Annotated in this window: 15 protein-coding genes and 1 tRNA gene; 3 read left to right on the top strand and 13 right to left on the bottom strand. The window is 63.1% G+C overall.

The window, feature by feature from the left end; all coding sequences use genetic code 11:
* Nucleotides 1–18: 18 nt before the first annotated feature.
* Both FJ950_RS06110 and lipB read left to right on the top strand, forming a co-directional pair.
* Nucleotides 19–103, top strand: a tRNA-Leu gene (locus tag FJ950_RS06110).
* Between the two features lie 143 nt (nt 104–246).
* Complete coding sequence (gene lipB / locus FJ950_RS06105; protein WP_140615840.1) at nt 247–990, top strand: lipoyl(octanoyl) transferase LipB; 744 nt, start codon at nt 247–249, stop codon at nt 988–990.
* Between the two features lie 19 nt (nt 991–1,009).
* On the opposite strand, the gene FJ950_RS06100 is transcribed toward lipB, so the two are convergent.
* The 6 genes from FJ950_RS06100 to mce form a co-directional block, all read right to left on the bottom strand.
* Nucleotides 1,010–2,260 (bottom strand): site-2 protease family protein, encoded by a 1,251-nt coding sequence (locus tag FJ950_RS06100; RefSeq protein WP_140615838.1) that lies wholly within the window; start codon nt 2,258–2,260, stop codon nt 1,010–1,012.
* A 647-nt stretch (nt 2,261–2,907) separates the two neighbouring features.
* Entirely contained in the window at nt 2,908–3,636 is a 729-nt protein-coding gene (locus FJ950_RS06095; RefSeq protein ID WP_181171085.1) for an ABC transporter ATP-binding protein, read from the bottom strand.
* On the bottom strand, nt 3,588–4,874 hold the full coding sequence (locus FJ950_RS06090) for a lipoprotein-releasing ABC transporter permease subunit (RefSeq protein WP_015317359.1): 1,287 nt from the start codon (nt 4,872–4,874) through the stop codon (nt 3,588–3,590). The genes FJ950_RS06095 and FJ950_RS06090 overlap by 49 nt, the downstream gene beginning before the upstream one ends.
* A complete protein-coding gene (gene proS, locus FJ950_RS06085; protein ID WP_015317358.1) occupies nt 4,871–6,199 on the bottom strand; it encodes a proline--tRNA ligase in 1,329 nt (442 codons plus the stop codon). Before proS ends, FJ950_RS06090 begins: the two co-directional genes overlap by 4 nt.
* A gap of 652 nt (nt 6,200–6,851) precedes the next feature.
* On the bottom strand, nt 6,852–7,136 hold the full coding sequence (locus FJ950_RS06080) for a DUF1467 family protein (RefSeq protein WP_015317356.1): 285 nt from the start codon (nt 7,134–7,136) through the stop codon (nt 6,852–6,854).
* Nucleotides 7,133–7,537 carry a methylmalonyl-CoA epimerase gene (gene mce / locus FJ950_RS06075; RefSeq protein WP_015317355.1) on the bottom strand — a complete coding sequence of 135 codons (405 nt, stop codon included), beginning with the start codon at nt 7,535–7,537 and terminating at the stop codon, nt 7,133–7,135. The genes FJ950_RS06080 and mce overlap by 4 nt, the downstream gene beginning before the upstream one ends.
* Before the next feature lie 126 nt (nt 7,538–7,663).
* Between mce and FJ950_RS06070 the strand changes: the two genes are divergently transcribed.
* A complete protein-coding gene (locus FJ950_RS06070; protein WP_140615834.1) occupies nt 7,664–8,554 on the top strand; it encodes an MBL fold metallo-hydrolase in 891 nt (296 codons plus the stop codon).
* On the opposite strand, the gene FJ950_RS06065 is transcribed toward FJ950_RS06070, so the two are convergent.
* From FJ950_RS06065 to FJ950_RS06035, 7 genes are all read right to left on the bottom strand, one after another.
* Nucleotides 8,544–10,214 (bottom strand): ribonuclease J, encoded by a 1,671-nt coding sequence (locus FJ950_RS06065; RefSeq protein WP_140615832.1) that lies wholly within the window; start codon nt 10,212–10,214, stop codon nt 8,544–8,546. The genes FJ950_RS06070 and FJ950_RS06065 overlap by 11 nt on opposite strands.
* A 90-nt stretch (nt 10,215–10,304) precedes the next feature.
* A complete protein-coding gene (locus FJ950_RS06060; protein ID WP_140615830.1) occupies nt 10,305–11,126 on the bottom strand; it encodes a biotin--[acetyl-CoA-carboxylase] ligase in 822 nt (273 codons plus the stop codon).
* Nucleotides 11,127–11,130: 4 nt separating this feature from the next.
* Nucleotides 11,131–12,567: an NADH-quinone oxidoreductase subunit NuoN gene (gene nuoN / locus FJ950_RS06055; RefSeq protein ID WP_015317351.1), complete on the bottom strand. Its 1,437-nt coding sequence runs from the start codon at nt 12,565–12,567 to the stop codon at nt 11,131–11,133.
* Nucleotides 12,568–12,586: 19 nt separating this feature from the next.
* Nucleotides 12,587–14,092, bottom strand: a complete 1,506-nt coding sequence (locus FJ950_RS06050; protein ID WP_140615827.1) for an NADH-quinone oxidoreductase subunit M — start codon at nt 14,090–14,092, stop codon at nt 12,587–12,589.
* Nucleotides 14,092–16,065 (bottom strand): NADH-quinone oxidoreductase subunit L, encoded by a 1,974-nt coding sequence (gene nuoL, locus FJ950_RS06045; RefSeq protein ID WP_140615825.1) that lies wholly within the window; start codon nt 16,063–16,065, stop codon nt 14,092–14,094. The genes FJ950_RS06050 and nuoL overlap by 1 nt, the downstream gene beginning before the upstream one ends.
* Nucleotides 16,066–16,075: 10 nt before the next feature.
* Nucleotides 16,076–16,384, bottom strand: coding sequence for an NADH-quinone oxidoreductase subunit NuoK (nuoK, locus tag FJ950_RS06040; RefSeq protein WP_023798863.1), 309 nt, complete (start codon nt 16,382–16,384; stop codon nt 16,076–16,078).
* A gap of 1 nt (nt 16,385) precedes the next feature.
* The gene (locus FJ950_RS06035) at nt 16,386–17,006 is read right to left on the bottom strand and encodes an NADH-quinone oxidoreductase subunit J (RefSeq protein ID WP_015317347.1); all 621 of its coding nucleotides are present in this window, start codon (nt 17,004–17,006) and stop codon (nt 16,386–16,388) included.
* Nucleotides 17,007–17,068: the final 62 nt, after the last annotated feature.

Below are 17,068 nucleotides of genomic sequence, written 5' to 3'. Positions count from 1 at the left end.
GTTCCGGCTCTACCACGTGCGGTCGTGGCGGAATTGGTAGACGCGCAGCGTTGAGGTCGCTGTGGGGCAACCCGTGGAAGTTCGAGTCTTCTCGACCGCACCAAATCATCCTGACGACACAGCTGCGAATTGAACCAGCAAGCACTCATTGTCTTGCCGGCGCGTCGGATGCTCGGCGCCCAAGCGCACGGCGAACTGGACGTTTCCGCCTGATATCGCCATATGGAAGGCGACAAGAGAGACGCCATGCCAGAACGCAGCCAGATTGCCACGTCGTTCCTGCCCTTGCCCGGTTCGGCACCGGTGGAATGGCTGGTCGAGCCCGGCCTTACCCCCTATCCCGATGCGCTTGCCTTCATGGAGGCGCGCGCCGAGGCGATCTGCGGCGGCGCTGCCGGCGAAATGGTCTGGCTGGTCGAACATCCGCCGCTCTACACCGCCGGCACCAGCGCCCGCATCGAGGACCTGATCGAACCTGACCGCTTTCCGGTCTTTGCGGCCGGACGCGGCGGCGAATACACTTATCATGGGCCAGGCCAGCGGGTCGCCTATGTCATGCTCGACCTGAAGCGCCGGCGCGAGGACGTGCGCGCCTTCGTCGCGGCGCTCGAACGGTGGATCATCGGCACGCTCGCCGCCTTCAACGTGCGCGGCGAACGCCGCGAGGACCGGGTTGGTGTCTGGGTGGTACGGCCAGATCGCCCTGCTTTGCCCGACAGCTCACCTGCCGAGGACAAGATCGCGGCAATCGGCATAAGGCTGCGGCGCTGGGTGACCTTCCATGGCATTGCCATCAATGTCGAGCCGGACCTTTCCCATTTCGGCGGCATCGTGCCCTGCGGCGTCCAGGATCACGGCGTCACTAGCCTCGTCGACCTCGGCCTGCCCCTCGGCATGGCCGATCTGGATCTGGCGCTGAAATCAGCCTTCGAGGATGTTTTTGGTCCCGTGGCGGCTTTGCCGGCCGAGGCTGCCCGCAAGACGGGTTGATCCTTTCGGCCCAACCAGCTCAGAGCAACTGCCCTGACGCCCACAGCACGCCGCAGCCGTGGATGGCGAACACCGCCAGCAAGGCCCCGGCGATGACCAAACGGTCGACAGTGCCGATCGGCTCCAGTTCGTGACGTGGCTTCACCCCGCTGCCGACGGTGAGCAGGCTGAGAATCGAAAAGACCGCACCGGCCGCGAGCAGGAAGCCAAGGGAAAAACCGGCCCGCCAGCCAAGCGCCAGAAAGGCCGAAAGCAGCGAGAAGGACGCCAGCGCCAGGACGACCGGCCCCGGGCAGATCTGGCGCAGCACCTGGCCGCCGTCGAACTTCCACACCGGCACCAGATTCGCGATATTGAACAGGGCAGCGCAGCCTGCGAGTGCGGCGAGTAGCGCGGCAGCCGCCTTGTGACCCTCGCCGCCGGCAAGCACGCTGGCGGCGATGACGATCGGCACCAGGAAGGCGGAGAACCCCGCCCCCATCAACGCCACGAAGGCCACTTCGAAACGGCTGTTATAGGGCCGGCCGCCAATGGCGATGCCGCCAAGCAGCGGGATGAAGATCATCCGCGCCCTGCGATGGCCCGTCAGCCGGAACGCCGCCATGTGGCCGAGTTCGTGCAGCGCCACCACCGACGTCAGGATCGCGGCCAGCGCCAGCCCGCCGAGGTGAAGCCCGAAGAACGGCCACAGCATCAATGCCGACAGCACGGCAAAGCCGACCTGGCTCAGCGGATGCTCGAACCAGCCACCCTTGCGATACTGCCCGGTCCTTGCCCAACGCTGCAGCTTGGAGAGCTCGCGGCGCATGGCGAAATAGCGAAACACCAGGAAAGCCACGCCGCGGTACCGGTCGGTCCGGCTGAGCGTCACGCGCGTGCCGCTTCCCTCCGAAACCAGTTCGGCGGTCTCGCCATAGTCCTTCCAGAACGAGCTATCGAGCGCGGTGTCCTCGATCACCCGCATCGAGAAGCGGTTGCCCTCGACGACATCTTCAAACCGCGCCCTGCGCTCTATCGGCTTGCCATCGCGGCCTTCCCAAGAGAGCGTGATGCGGGCGACGCCCTCTTCGTCCAGCGGCTGCGCCGACAGGATCTCGCCGGACCAGCCGGCATCGCTGCCGAGCGGCCACAGCGCCTGCCACAGGCGCTGCCGGTCCATCGCCACGATGCGGCTCGACCTGACCGTGCGCAAACCAAGCGGCACGGTCATCAGGAGAAAGATCAGCCCGAGATTGCTGGCCACGAGAATGGCCGTGACGATGGGCGACACCTGGACGTTGCTCCCTGCCTTGGAGCCGCACCCTAACGTCGCGGCGGCAAGAAAAGCTTAACGGCGGGGCGGCATGGCCATCGAGAAACAGCGACGGCCGACGCTGCCAAATCACATGGCTCCGATCCAGATCGCCATGGAGACAAGAAACGCGCTCATGCAAACCAGCGAGATGACATCCTGAACCAGATCGGTCATAACTCTCTCCTGTTGTTGATATGTTTCTAATTTGTTCTAATTTTGTTCCATTGTCAACCGCTGGGAGGTATGGCCATGGGCGGGGAACTGTGCACGGTTAGCGAAACGTTAATTGGTCGCTAAGAGAGGGAGTTGGAAGCTTGCCAGGGTAGGCTTCAGCCCGGGAAGAACAAATTAGCGAGCGCTTGTATTAAATTTTGGCTGAGCCGAAAATGCCTGGGCCTGAGGCATTGCTGAGCGATCGACATGGGGAAATACGGAGGCGCAAATCAAGGTGAACGCTGGCGAAAGCGTATGCGACAAGGTCGCCGGCGGCGCCTCTCTCGCAATCTCGTAATTTGGTTGGCCATCCTGGCGACGAGCGCGATATCGTCCACTCTGATCGCAATGAGCGCTCACTGGCGGTTCTAAGCTACCCCCGCGCGGTACACGTCGGGTGAGAATCGTCCTTAGAGCGGCACCACCTTGCCGTCGGCCAACGTGACGCGCCGGTCCATGCGCGATGCAAGCTCGTGATTGTGGGTGGCGATCAGCGCCGCGAGGCCCGATTGCCGCACCAGTGCCTCCAGCGCCTCGAACACGTAGGAGGCTGTGACCGGGTCGAGGTTGCCGGTCGGCTCGTCGGCCAAAAGCACCAGCGGCGCATTGGCGACCGCACGCGCGATGGCGACGCGCTGCTGCTCGCCGCCGGACAGCTCGGATGGCCGGTGCGACGCTCGTTTGCCGATCTGCATGTAGTCGAGCAGTTGCGCCGCGCGCTCGGATGCCTCCTTGCGCGGCAGACCCTTGATGAGCTGCGGCATCATGATGTTTTCCAGCGCGGAAAACTCCGGCAGCAAATGATGGAACTGATAGACGAAGCCGACATCGTTGCGGCGGATCGAGGTGCGCTCGTCGTCGGACAACCGGCCACAGGCGCGTCCGGACAGGATCACGTCGCCGGCATCTGGCCGCTCCAGCAGCCCGGCCGTATGCAGCAGCGTCGATTTGCCGGTGCCCGACGGGGCCACCAGCGCCACCATTTCACCGCGCCGCAGCGCGAAATCGGCGCCGTTCAGGATGGTGAGCTTGCGCGGCCCCTGGACGTAGTGCCGTTCGACGCTCTTCAGCTCGATAAGGACCTCGGCCACTACTCGTACCTCAAGGCTTCGACTGGATCGAGGCGGGCCGCCCGCCATGCCGGAAACACCGTTGCCAGGAAGGACAGCGCAAGCGCCATGATGATGACATAGGTCGTCTCGCGCGGATCCATCTTGGCCGGCAACTGGCTGAGGAAATAGAGCTCCGGGTTGAACAGCACCTTGCCGGTCATCCAGGAGAAGAACTGGCGGATCGATTCGATGTTGGTGCAGATCACGACGCCGAGCAGCACGCCGGCGAGCGTGCCCGTCACGCCGATCGCCGCCCCAGTCATCAGGAAGATGCGCAGGATGGCGCCGCGCGAGGCGCCCATGGTGCGCAGGATGGCGATGTCATGCCCCTTGTCCTTCACCAGCATGATCAGTCCGGAAATGATGTTGAGCGCCGCCACCAGCACGATCAGCGTCAGGATCATGAACATGACGTTGCGTTCGACCTGCAGAGCCGAAAAGAAGGTCTCGTTGCGCTGGCGCCAGTCGACCATGTCGATCGGCCGCTGCGCCGCCGCTTCCACCTTGGGTTTCAGCGCGTCGACATCGTCGGGATTGTCGACATAGATCTCGATCGTCTGCGCCCGGCCGTCCATGTTGAAGTAGAGCTGCGCTTCGGAGAACGGCATGTAGACGATCGACGTGTCATATTCAGACATGCCGACCTCGAAGATCGCCGCGATCTTGTAGCCCTTCATGCGCGGTGTGGTGCCGAGCGGCGTCACATCCCCGTCCGGCGAGATCAAGGTAATGGTATCGCCGAGCGTCAGGCCGAGATTCTCGGCCATGCGCTTGCCGATGGCGACACCCTCGCCGGTATCGAAATCGGCGAGCGTGCCTTGCTTGATGTTGCTGGCCACGATGGCGATCTTGCCGAGATCTTCACCCCGGATGCCGCGCACCAGCGCGCCGGTGCCGCCGCCGACATTGCCTTGCGCCAGCACCTGGCCGTCGATCAGCGGGATGGCGTATTTGACCCCGGGTACGCCGTTGATGCGGCTGGCGACCTGGGCATAGTCCTCAAGCGGTGAATCGAGCGGCTGCACGATCAGATGGCCGTTGACGCCAAGGATGCGCGTCAAAAGCTCGGCGCGGAAGCCGTTCATCACCGCCATGACCACGATCAGCGTGGCGACGCCCAGCATGATGCCGAGAAAAGAGATCGAGGCGATCACCGAGATCACCGTCTCCTTGCGCCGCGAACGCAAATAGCGCCAGGCGACCGTGCGCTCGAAGATGGAAAAAGGGCCGGCGCCCGCCGATCGCGCTGCCGCCGCCTCGCTCATGCGGCGGCACCGAAGTGTTTGGCCGCGTCGGCGATCGGCAGCGTCACGCGCTCGCCGGTCTTGCGATTCTTGATCTCGACCTCGCCGGCGGCGACACCGCGCGGCCCGACGATCACTTGCCAGGGCAGGCCGATCAGGTCGGCGGTGGCGAATTTGCCGCCCGGCCGCTGGTCGGTGTCGTCATAGAGCACATCCTTGCCGGCGGCGGTGAAGGCGGCGTTGAGCTCGTCGCAGACGCGATCGCAGTCGGCATCGCCCGCCTTCATGTTGATCAGGCCGATATCGAAGGGCGCCACCGCTTCCGGCCAGATGATGCCGTTCTCGTCATGGCTGGCCTCGATGATCGCCGCGACCAGTCGCGACGGGCCGATACCATAGGAGCCGCCCGACGCGAAATGATCCTTGCCGTCGGGCCCCGTCACCTTGGCCCCCATCGGCTTGGAATATTTCTCGCCGAAGTGGAAGATATGGCCGACCTCGATGCCACGCGCCGAGACCCGGTCGCCTGTCGGAACCTTCTCCCAGGCCGCCTCGTCATGCATCTCGTCGGTGGCGGCGTAAGGCGTCGTCCACGTCTTGACGATATCTGCTATCTCGCCGTCATTGGCGAAGTCGGTGTTCGCGCCGGGCACCGCAAGCGACAGGTAATCGCGATGGCAGAAGACCTGGCTTTCACCAGTGTCGGCCAGGATGATGAACTCGTGGCTGAGATCGCCGCCGATCGGACCGGTGTCGGCCCGCATCGGAATGGCCTGCAGGCCCATGCGCGTGAAGGTCCTGAGATAGGACACGAACATCCGGTTGTAGGCGGCTCTCGCGCCTTCGAAGTCGAGATCGAAGGAATAGGCGTCCTTCATCAGGAATTCGCGCGAACGCATCACGCCGAAGCGCGGCCGCACCTCGTCACGGAACTTCCACTGTATGTGGTAGAGGTTGAGCGGCAGGTCCTTGTAGGATTTGACGTAAGCGCGAAAAATCTCGGTGACCATTTCCTCGTTGGTCGGACCGTAGAGCATGTCGCGGTCCTGCCGGTCCTTGATGCGCAGCATCTCCTTGCCGTAGTCGTTGTAACGGCCGCTCTCGCGCCACAGATCGGCCGACTGGATGGTCGGCATCAGGATCTCCAGCGCACCGGCGCGGTTCTGCTCCTCGCGGATGATCTTGCAGACCTTGTCCAGCACCCGTTTGCCCAGCGGCAGCCAGGAAAAACTGCCTTGTCCCTGCTGGCGGATCATGCCGGCGCGCAGCATCAGCCGATGCGAGACGATTTCGGCCTCGCGCGGATTTTCTTTGAGGATAGGCAGGAAATAGCGCGACAAACGCATGGACAGGTCCGTGAATGAGAATGGCCACGCCAGAATCGGCGCGGCGCAGGCTTGCTTGCCCCGGCTTCATAGCGATTTCATGACCGAATGGAAACCCGGCCATCCCACCACGTAGGCCCCTTCCGAGCCCGAATCCCTCGCTTCCGGATCGACCCGCGCCGACAATGGAACGCACCGAACCTCTTCGGGTTTGGCCGTCAATTCTTTGCGCGCGTCAATTGCGAACATGCCGCAAAGGCTCTGTCGAGCCTGACTGGACGTTTCAAAAGCAAAGCCTGCCGCACTATTGTGCAGTGCAGCACGAGATTGCCCGTTTCAAGGCAAAATTCTTCGTGACATTTTCATTTCCGTTGGGCTAATGTGCCCCGATAACCGAGAGGGCAGAAAAAAATCTGCTCTCCTACGCGGTCAAAGTCTTGGGAGGATGCGATCTAGGCGCGGTTACTCGCTGCCGCCGGATACCGGAAACAGATCGGACGCGTTTAATTGCAAGGCCTTGTGCCTTGCATTTTTTTTGTGCAATCATCTGGTTAGCGCTGCGAATTGGCAGGCTACATGACCTTGCGTCAGCAGCCAGTAGCCGCCGTACAGGGCGGCATCTCAATCCCATCCGCAGCGCTCCGACCTTATCGGAGCACCCTTGCCGCCACGTCTATTTCCCTGGGGTCGGACTGAGTTCCGGCACGATGTGCGGGATGTCGTTGAGGCTGTATCCCAGCCCGTGCGTCAGGCCGTAGAAAATGCCCATCAGGACCGCCGTTGCGATGGTGGTGCGGATCACGGCACGCAGCATATGCGGCCCGCGCGGCGCGCTCGGCACCGTGCCCAGCGTCACGTCGTGATCGTCGTCCTGCGTTCTGACGCTGAACGGCAGGACGGCAAACAGCACCACCCACCAGGTCGCGAAAAACAGCGCGGTGAACGAGACCCAGCTCATGATTGCTCCAGTTCGATCAGCGTGCCGAAGAAATCCTTCGGATGCAGGAACAGCACCGGCTTGCCGTGCGCGCCTGGTTTGGGATTGCCGTCACCAAGCACCCGGGCGCCGGCGGCCTTGAGCTGGTCGCGCGCGGCCAGGATGTCGTCGACCTCGTAGCAGAGATGATGCATGCCGCCCGACGGGTTCTTCTCGAGGAATGCCGCGATTGGGGAGCCCTCGCCAAGCGGCTCCAGCAACTCGACCTTGGTGTTGCCGACATCGACGAACACCACGGTGACGCCATGCTCCGGCAACGCCTGCGGCTCGGTCACTTCGGCGCCGAGCGTGTTGCGGTAAGCTGCAACGGCGGCGGTCAAATCCGGCACCGCAAGCGCGACATGGTTCAGCCGTCCGAGCATGTCCGAGCTTTTTCTCCCAGGTCCAACGACTGGCGTCATACGTCAAATCAGCCGAGATCAACAGCCTTTCGCGAGGAGCGCACTGTCGCACCTGTTGCAACCGGCAGCCACAAAGTACAAAGGCCAATGTCCGGAATCAGCCCTGCCCGCCCCCGCGTTTTCACCTTCGATCTCGGGTCGTTCAAAATTGCCGCTCTGCTCGATGCCGTCGATGTCAGAGACGGGCTTGCATCGGCCTTCGCGGCCGGACAGCCGCCGGCGGCCGTGCTCGAACTCGCGGTTTCGAACTTCATCGACCAGGATCGCTACGAGCATTGCTTCATCCCGACGCTGATCGATACCGGTTCCGAAAAGATCCTGTTCGACACTGGCTGCGGAGATGAACACAGTTCACTCCTGGAGTGTTTGCAAGCCCTTGGGCTCGGCCCTGATGACATCGATGTGGTGGTCATCACCCACGGGCACCCGGACCACATTGGCGGGCTTGTCCGGAATGGCGCATCCGTTTTCAGCCGCGCACGCCTGGTATTCGGCGCAGCGGAATTCGCGTTCTGGACCGAAGGAAATGCGGTGCGTCCGGCCAGGTTGGCCAATCGTGATCTCTTTAGGCGCATTTGCACCGGCTTGGCCGACCGCGCGACGTTCATAGCGCCTGGAGACGAAGTGGTGCCGGGCATCACTGCCATCGACGCGGCCGGTCACTCCGCCGGGCTTTTGGCCTTCCTTGTCGAAAGCGACGGACAGCAATTGCTGATCTGGTCGGACGCTTTCCTGCACTATGTCGTGGCGATCCAGCGTCCGCAATGGCATGCCGATTTCGACGACGACAAGGAAAAGGCGATCGAGACCCGCAAGCGGCTGCTCGGCATGGCTGCCGAGCGGCGCCTGCTCGTCGCCGGCCACCACATGCCGTTTCCGGGTCTGGGCTATGTCGAGCGGACAGACCATTCCTTTCGCTGGATTCCGGTCAGCTATCAGCTGAACATCCGAGCACCCGACGCCTCCGTCACCGGGTGACGAAAACCGTCACCAGCGGTTTCTTGCCCCACGCTTCGTTGGCCGCGCCGCGCACTGCGCGCCGCACCGCCTCCTGCACCAGGTCGAGGTCCTTGCGGCGCTGGCGGGGGATCGAATCGACCGCACCGACGGCCGCATCGATCATCAGGTCCTCGAGCATCTCGCCACGGGCGTCGGTTTCGGCGACGCCAATGGCGACCAGGTCGGGATCGCCGGCCAGCTCGTACTTGTCATCAAGCACGACATTGACCGCGACGTGACCGGCAAAGGACAGCTTGCGCCTGTCGCGAATACCCATCGCCTGATCGGTGCCGATCAGATTGCCGTCCTTGTAGACGCGGCCGAACGGCACCTGGTCGATGATCGTGGCGGGACCGGGAGCGAGCCGCAGCATGTCGCCGTCGCGCACCTGCGCCACCTGGCCGATGCCGGAGGTGGACATCAGCGAGCCCTGCGCCACCAGATGCGCCGCCTCGCCATGCACGGGAACGCCGATTTGCGGACGCACCCATTCATACATCTTGCGCAGTTCGCTGCGGCGGGGGTGGCCAGAGACATGCACCAGCGCATCGCCGTCCTCGATGATCTTGATGCCGAGATCGATGAGGCGGTTCTTGATCTCGAGGATCGCCTTCTCGTTGCCGGGAATGGTGCGCGAGGAAAACACCACCGTGTCGCCCGCCGTCAGCGACACCGATTTCATCTCGTCGCGCGACAGCTTGGCAAGTGCCGCCAACGGCTCGCCCTGGCTGCCGGTGCAGATGATGACCAGGTTCTCGCGCGGGATGAAGCCGAAATCCTCCTCGGCGATGAACTCCGGCAGGCCGTCCATGTAGCCAAGTTCGCCGGCCACATCGATGACGCGCTTCAACGAGCGGCCGAGCACAAGGCACTGGCGGCCGGCATCGCGCGCTGCCCTGGCGATGGAAACGATGCGTCCGACATTGGAGGAGAAGGTGGTGACGGCGACGCGGCCCTTGGCCGCCTGGATGACGCCTTTCAGGCCCTCGCCCACGGCCACTTCCGAAGGCGACTCGCCTTCGCGCAGCGCATTGGTCGAATCGCAGATCAGCGCCAGCACGCCCTTGTCGCCATAGGCGCGGAACCGCGCCTCGTCGGTCTTGGGACCGATCGTCGGCTCCGGATCGATCTTCCAGTCGCCGGTGTGGATGACGGTGCCGGCCGGCGAGGTGATCGCCAGCGACATGGGTTCGGGAATGGAGTGTGCCACCGGAATGGCTTCGATCTCGAAGGGGCCCACCGTGAACTTTTCGCCCGCCCGGTAGATCGTCAGCGGGATCTTCGGCGCGCCCTGCTCGCCCTGACGCTTGGCTTCCAGCAGCCCGGCGCTGAACGGCGTCATCCAGACCGGCGCCTTCAGCTTCGGCCAGATGTCGAGCAGCGCGCCGTAGTGGTCCTCATGCGCGTGGGTGATGATGATGCCGCGCAGATTGGCGAGGTTCTCCTCGATGAAGCGCGTATCGGGCAGGATCAGGTCGACGCCTGGATGCGCCGCGTCGGGAAAGGTGACGCCGACATCGATGATGATCCATTCGCGTGCGCTCGGTGGGCCGTAGCCGTAGAGGGCGAAGTTCATGCCGATCTCGCCGACGCCGCCGAGCGGCACGAAGACGAGTTCGGCGTTGTCCGCTTTCGCCATGATTTTTTCCTTCCTGACCCTCAGGCCAAGCCGTTAAAGCATTCCAGCAAGTGCCTACCGGTTTTCCGTCCGGAATGGCTCAAAAACAAATTATATCCGCGCGGACGCCACCGCGCCGAAATGCACATCGCCGGCGGCGACCGTCAGAACAGACCCGTCATCGTCGCGGATCACGAAACGGCAGTCCTCGTCAATGGTCTCGAACACGCCACGCACCACATTACCGTCAATTCTGACAGCAACCTCGCCGCCAAGGCCCGCCGCGCGGGCCAGCCAACGCTTCCTGATGGCGGCAAGGCCACGTCCTTCGTCCCACAGGCGGGCATTCTCGCTCCAGGCATCCGACAGCGCCAGAAACAGCGTTTCGGCATCGCAAGCCGCGCCCAACGCGTGAAGCGATGTCGCGGGATAAGGCAAATCCCGCGGATGCGCCACCACATTAACGCCGATGCCCACCGCCACCGCGAAGCGGCTACCGTCAAGCATCGCCGACTCCAGCAGGATGCCGGCCAGCTTGGCGCCGGAGGCGAGCACATCGTTTGGCCATTTCAGCTCGAAACGGTTCTGTCCCTGGCTCGCTCCGTCGAGGCCTATCGCGATGCGGCCCTTCGGCACCACCGCGTCGAGCGCGTCGGCCAGCGCCAGCCCCGCGACGAAGCCGAGCGTCGCGGCAAGGCGCAATTCGCCGCCGGTGATGAGGAGCAGCGTCGCCGCCAGATTGCCTTCCGGCGTTGCCCAGGCACGGCCACGCCGGCCGCGCCCGCTTTCCTGCTTCTTGGAAACGACCCAGAGCTTGCCCGGGTCGCCCGCCCGGGCATGGTCCAGCGCCAGCGCGTTGGTGGAGCCGACACTGTCATGCGCCTCGAGCCGGAACCCTTCCGACGCCGAGGTTGGAGCCAGCCGAAATGCCATCCCGTCAGAAAAATGTCTTGGCGGCGGCTTCGGCATAGGTCCCGATCGGCCCGCCGATCAGCACATAGAACAGCACGAAGGCGCCACTGACGCCGAGCACGACCCGCAACTCGCTGGCCATCGGCACGAAGCCGCCGACCGGCTCATCGAACCACATGATCTTGATGATGCGCAGGTAGTAGTAAGCGCCAACCACGGAAGCGAGCACGCCGATGATTGCCAGCGCATAAAGGTTGGCGTTGATGGCGGCGAGGAAGACGTACCACTTCCCCCAGAAGCCGGCGAGCGGCGGAATGCCGGCCAGCGAGAACATCAGGATGGTCAGGATCGTCGCCATGATGGGGTTGGTCGACGAGAGGCCGGCGAGATCGCTGATCTGCTCGACATTGCCTTCCTTGCGCCGCATGGCAAGGATGAAGGCGAAGGTGCCGAGCGTCATCACCAGGTAGATCAGCATGTAGATGGCGACGCCGCGCACGCCGGCCTGGCTGTTGGCGGCAAGGCCGACCAGCGCGTAGCCCATATGGCCGATCGAGGAATAGGCCATCAGCCGCTTGATGTTGGTCTGGCCGATCGCGGCGAAGGAGCCAAGCGCCATCGAGGCGATCGAGATGAAGACGATGATCTGCTGCCAGTCGGAGGCGATCGGCTTGAACGCACCCATGGTGACGCGCACGATCAGCGCCATCGCCGCCATTTTCGGCGCTGCCGCCAGGAAGGCTGTCACCGGTGTCGGTGCGCCCTCATAGACGTCTGGCGTCCACATGTGGAACGGCACCGCCGAGATCTTGAAGGCAAGCCCGGCCAGCACGAAGACGAGGCCGACGACAAGGCCAAGCTGGCGCTCGCCGCCGCCCAGCGCCGTGGCGATCTCCTGGAAGCCGGTGTTGCCGGTATAGCCGTAGACCAGGCTGATGCCGTAGAGCAGCATGCCCGAGGACAGCGCGCCGAGGACGAAATATTTCAGGCCGGCTTCTGTCGAACGCAAATTGTCGCGATTGATCGCCGCCAGCACATAGATCGCAAGCGACTGCAGTTCGAGGCCGAGATAGAGCCCGATCATGCCGTTGGCCGAGATCATCAGCATCATGCCGAGCGTGCAAAGCAGGATCAGCACCGGATATTCGAACTTGTCGAAACGCTCCGCCTTGGCAAAGCGCATCGACATGATGAGCGTCACCGCCGAGCCGATCAGCGCCAGCACCTTCATGAAGCGGGCGAAGGAATCCTGGATGAAGGCATTGCCATAGGCGCTGCCCTGCCCTGCGTGGAAGATCAGCCAGGCGCCTGCGATCACCAGCACGGCGACGGCAAGGCCGGTCACGGTATTGGCGGTGTTGGAACGCGAATAGGCCCCGACCATAAGCAGCGCGAGCGCGCCGATGGCAAGGATCAGCTCGGGCGTCGAGAGCGACAGGCTGGAGAGAAGGTCCGGCGTCATGGTTCGCAAAACCCCTGGGTCAGTTCGCCGCCGCGGTCTGCGCGGCGCCGATGGATGCGGTGACATTGGTGACGAGCGACTTGACCGACTGGGCCGTCGCGTCGAAGACGGGTGCGGGATAGACGCCGAAGAAGATGACCAGCACGACCAGCGGATAGATGATCGCCTTCTCGCGGGTCGACAGGTCGAGCAGCCCCTTCAGGCTGTCCTTGGTCAGCGCGCCGAAAATCACCCGGCGGTAGAGCCAAAGCGCATAGGCCGCCGACAGAATGACGCCGGTGGCGGCGAAGAACGCCACCCAGGTGTTGACCCGGAACACACCAAGCATGGTCAGGAACTCGCCGACGAAACCTGACGTGCCCGGCAGGCCGACATTGGCCATGGTGAAGATCAGGAACACGGTCGCGTATTTCGGCATGTTGTTGACGAGACCGCCATAGGCGGCGATCTCGCGGGTGTGCATGCGGTCATAGATGACTCCGACGCACAGGAACAGCGCGCCCGACACCAGACCGTGGCTGAGCATCTGGAAGATAGCGCCCTGCACGCCTTCCTGGTTCATGGCAAAGATGCCCATGGTGACGAAGCCCATATGGGCGACCGACGAATAGGCGATCAGCTTCTTCATGTCCTCCTGCATCAGCGCCACCAGCGAGGTGTAGATGATGGCGACGACCGACAGCGTGAACACCAGCGGTGCGAACATTTCGGAGGCCAGCGGGAACATCGGCAAGGAGAAGCGCAGGAAGCCGTATCCGCCCATTTTCAGCAGGATGCCGGCCAGGATGACCGAGCCCGCCGTCGGTGCCTCGACGTGGGCGTCGGGCAGCCAAGTGTGCACCGGCCACATCGGCATCTTCACCGCGAAGGAGGCGAAGAAGGCAAGCCACAGCCAGGTCTGCATGTTGGCCGGGAAGCTGTGCGTCAGAAGCGTCGGGATGTCGGTGGTGCCGGACTGGAAGAACATCGCCATGATGGCGAGCAGCATCAGCACCGAGCCGGCCAGCGTATAGAGAAAGAACTTGAACGAGGCGTAGACGCGCCGCTTGCCGCCCCATACGCCGATGATGATGAACATCGGGATCAGGCCGGCTTCGAAGAAGACGTAGAACAGCACGATGTCCAGCGCGCAGAACACGCCGATCATCAGCGTTTCCAGAAGCAGGAAGGCGATCATGTAGGCCTTGACGCGCTTCTCGATCGCTTCCCACGACGCCAGGATGCAAAGCGGCATCAGGAAGGTCGTCAGGATGACGAACAGCATGGAAATGCCGTCGACGCCCATATGGTAGGAAATGCCGGAATCGAGCCAGGCGACCTTTTCGACAAACTGGAACCCGGCCTGCGAATTGTCGAAGCCGGTCCAGATCAACAGCGACACCAGGAAGGTGAAGGCCGTGGTTATGAACGCAATGGCGCGGATGTTGCGGCGCGCGTTTTCGCTGTCATCGTTGATGAACAGGATCAGCAGCACACCAACCAGAGGCAGGAAGGTGACCAGCGAGAGGATTGGCCAGGCGGTCATCAGAGCATCATCCAGGTGACGAGTGCGGCAACGCCGATCAGCATGGCGAAGGCGTAGTGGTAGAGATAGCCGGTCTGCAGCTTGACGACGCGGTTGGTGACGTCGACGACGCGCGCCGAAATGCCGTCAGGCCCGAGCCCATCGATGATGGTCCCATCACCGGTCTTCCACAGGAAGTGACCGAGACGCTTGGCCGGGCGAACGAACAGGAAGTCGTAAAGCTCGTCGAAATACCACTTGTTGAGCAGGAAGGCGTAAAGCCCGCGATGCTGGGCGGCCAGATTGACCGGCATCTCCGGCGAGCGGATGTAGAACTTCCAGGCCAGAGCGAAACCGATCAGCATGGCGATGAAGGGCGAGAGCTCCACCCACAGCGGCAATTCGTGGATCTCGTGCAGGATATGGTTGTCCGGCAGCGTGAACAGCGAGGCCTTCCAGAATTCGGCATAGCCTTCGCCGATAAAGGAATTGTGGAAGATGACACCGGCAAACAGCGCCCCAGTCGCCAGGATGAACAGCGGCACCAGCATCACCGGCGGCGATTCATGGACGTGGTGCATCACCTCGTGGCTGGCCCGCGGCTTGCCATGGAAGGTCATGAAGATCAGCCGCCAGGAATAGAAGGAGGTGAAGCAGGCGGCGATGACCAGCAGGATGAAAGCCAGGCCGGCGACCGAATTGTGGCCGGCGAAGGAGGCCTCGATGATGGCGTCCTTGGAGAAGAAGCCGGCGGTGCCGATGACGGTCACCGGAATGCCGACGCCGGTCAGCGCCAGCGTGCCGATCACCATCATCCAATAGGTGGTCGGGATCAGCTGCCTCAGGCCACCCATCTTGCGCATGTCCTGCTCGTCGGAGACGGCGTGGATGACCGAGCCGGAACCGAGGAACAGCAGCGCCTTGAAGAAGGCGTGCGTGAACAAATGGAAGATCGCCGCGCCATAGGCGCCGACGCCAAGCGCCACGAACATGTAGCCGAGCTGCGAGCAGGTCGAATAGGCGATGACGCGCTTGATGTCGTTCTGGACCAGGCCGACAGTCGCCGCGAAGAAGGCGGTGAAGGCGCCGATTAAGGTGACCACCGTCAGCGCCGAGTGCGACAATTCGAACAGCGGCGAAAGCCGCGCCAGCATGAACACACCGGCCGTCACCATGGTGGCGGCATGGATCAGCGCCGACACCGGGGTCGGGCCCTCCATGGCGTCCGGCAGCCAGGTGTGCAGCGGCACCTGCGCCGACTTGCCCATGGCACCCATGAACAGCAGCAGGCAGACGACGGTCATTGCCGCCTGCTTGTCGAGCGCATGGCCGAGGAAGGTGAGCACGGCGGCACCTTGCGGCGCGCCTTCGGCCGGGATGAACGTCGCCGCATTGGCGAAGATGGTGCCAAGATTGACCGAGCCGAACAGCACGAACACGCCGAAAATGCCGAGCGCAAAACCGAAATCGCCGACGCGGTTGACGACGAAGGCCTTTATTGCCGCGGCATTGGCCGACGGCTTCTTGTACCAGAAGCCGATCAGCAGGTAGGACGCCAGGCCGACCCCTTCCCAGCCGAAGAACATCTGCACGAGGTTGTCGGCCGTCACCAGCATCAGCATGGCAAAGGTGAACAGCGACAGATAGGCGAAGAAGCGCGGCCGGTTCGGATCGTGATGCATGTAGCCGATCGAATAGATGTGAACCAGCGCCGACACGGTGTTGACCACCACCAGCATCACCACCGTCAAGGTGTCGATCCTGAGCGCCCAGGAGACGTCCAGCCCGCCGGACTGGATCCAGTGCAGCACCGGCACGGTGAACACCTCGCCATGGCCGAAGCCGACGGAAAAGAAGGCGACCCATGACAGCACGGCCGCGATCACCAGGAAGCCGGAGGTGATGTATTCGGATGCCTTGGCACCGAGCGCATTGCCGAACAGGCCGACGATCAGGAAGCCGAGCAGCGGAAGGAAGACGATCGCTTGATACATAGTCGCCCCGTCAACCCTTCATCATGTTCACGTCTTCGACCGCGATCGAGCCGCGGTTGCGGAAGAAGACAACGAGAATGGCAAGCCCGATGGCGGCTTCAGCCGCCGCGACGGTCAGCACGAACAGCGCGAACACCTGGCCGACCAGATCGCCGAGCGCCGCCGAAAAGGCGACGAAATTGATGTTGACCGCCAGCAGGATCAGCTCGATCGACATCAAGATGACGATGATGTTGCGGCGGTTGAGGAAGATGCCGAACACGCCGAGCGTGAAGAGGATCGCCGATACGGTCAGATAATGTGCGATGCCGACGACCATCTCAGACTCCTTCGCCCGACTTGACCTTGCGGATTTCCATGCCGGTCGCCGCGGTGCGGCCGACCTGGGCTGCGATCGACTGCCGCTTGACCCCTTCCTTGTGGCGCAGCGTCAAGACGATGGCGCCGATCATGGCGACCAGCAGGATGAGGCCCGAAATCTGGAAGTAGTAGAGGTAGTCGGTATAGAGGATGTCGCCGAGCGCCGCCGTGTTCGACCGCGCGGCGAGATCCGGGATGGGCTTTGCGACTGTCGAGGCGAGCTTCGGCGCGAAGGTGTAGCCGCCCAGCACCACGATCAGCTCCGCCGCCAGGATCAGCCCGACCAGCGCGCCGATCGGCGCGTATTGCAGGGCTCCGCTCTTCAATTCGGCGAAATCGACGTCGAGCATCATGACGACGAACAGGAACAGCACCAGGACCGCGCCGACATAGACGACGAGCAGGATCATCGCCAGGAACTCGGCGCCGGTCAGCATGAACAGGCCGGCGGCGTTGAAGAAGGTCAGGATCAGGAACAGCACCGAATGCACGGGGTTGCGCGACGAAATGACCATGAACGCCGACGCCACGGCGACAAAGGCGAAGAGGTAGAAGAAGGCCGCCTCTAGTCCACTCAGCATTGGGGATCCCCCGGGTTCCTGTCCAAACAGGACGCTCGTCCTGTTTGATGTTTGCGACCGCC

Origin of the sequence: Mesorhizobium sp. B2-3-14 (assembly GCF_006442175.1) — a bacterium.
Classification (GTDB): domain Bacteria; phylum Pseudomonadota; class Alphaproteobacteria; order Rhizobiales; family Rhizobiaceae; genus Mesorhizobium; species Mesorhizobium australicum.
The sequence above is the reverse complement of the archived record's forward strand: the minus strand, read 5'-3'. Positions and strand labels throughout refer to the sequence as shown.

Coding starts and splice junctions, on each gene's coding strand:
- lipB (WP_140615840.1), top strand. CDS start 247: ATGCCAGAACGCAGCCAGATTGCCACGTCGTTCCTGCCCTTGCCCGGT.
- FJ950_RS06095 (WP_181171085.1), bottom strand. CDS start 3,636: ATGGCGGGCGGCCCGCCTCGATCCAGTCGAAGCCTTGAGGTACGAGTA.
- FJ950_RS06090 (WP_015317359.1), bottom strand. CDS start 4,874: ATGAGCGAGGCGGCGGCAGCGCGATCGGCGGGCGCCGGCCCTTTTTCC.
- proS (WP_015317358.1), bottom strand. CDS start 6,199: ATGCGTTTGTCGCGCTATTTCCTGCCTATCCTCAAAGAAAATCCGCGC.
- FJ950_RS06080 (WP_015317356.1), bottom strand. CDS start 7,136: ATGAGCTGGGTCTCGTTCACCGCGCTGTTTTTCGCGACCTGGTGGGTG.
- mce (WP_015317355.1), bottom strand. CDS start 7,537: ATGCTCGGACGGCTGAACCATGTCGCGCTTGCGGTGCCGGATTTGACC.
- FJ950_RS06070 (WP_140615834.1), top strand. CDS start 7,664: ATGTCCGGAATCAGCCCTGCCCGCCCCCGCGTTTTCACCTTCGATCTC.
- FJ950_RS06065 (WP_140615832.1), bottom strand. CDS start 10,214: ATGGCGAAAGCGGACAACGCCGAACTCGTCTTCGTGCCGCTCGGCGGC.
- FJ950_RS06060 (WP_140615830.1), bottom strand. CDS start 11,126: ATGGCATTTCGGCTGGCTCCAACCTCGGCGTCGGAAGGGTTCCGGCTC.
- nuoN (WP_015317351.1), bottom strand. CDS start 12,567: ATGACGCCGGACCTTCTCTCCAGCCTGTCGCTCTCGACGCCCGAGCTG.
- FJ950_RS06050 (WP_140615827.1), bottom strand. CDS start 14,092: ATGACCGCCTGGCCAATCCTCTCGCTGGTCACCTTCCTGCCTCTGGTT.
- nuoL (WP_140615825.1), bottom strand. CDS start 16,065: ATGTATCAAGCGATCGTCTTCCTTCCGCTGCTCGGCTTCCTGATCGTC.
- nuoK (WP_023798863.1), bottom strand. CDS start 16,384: ATGGTCGTCGGCATCGCACATTATCTGACCGTATCGGCGATCCTCTTC.
- FJ950_RS06035 (WP_015317347.1), bottom strand. CDS start 17,006: ATGCTGAGTGGACTAGAGGCGGCCTTCTTCTACCTCTTCGCCTTTGTC.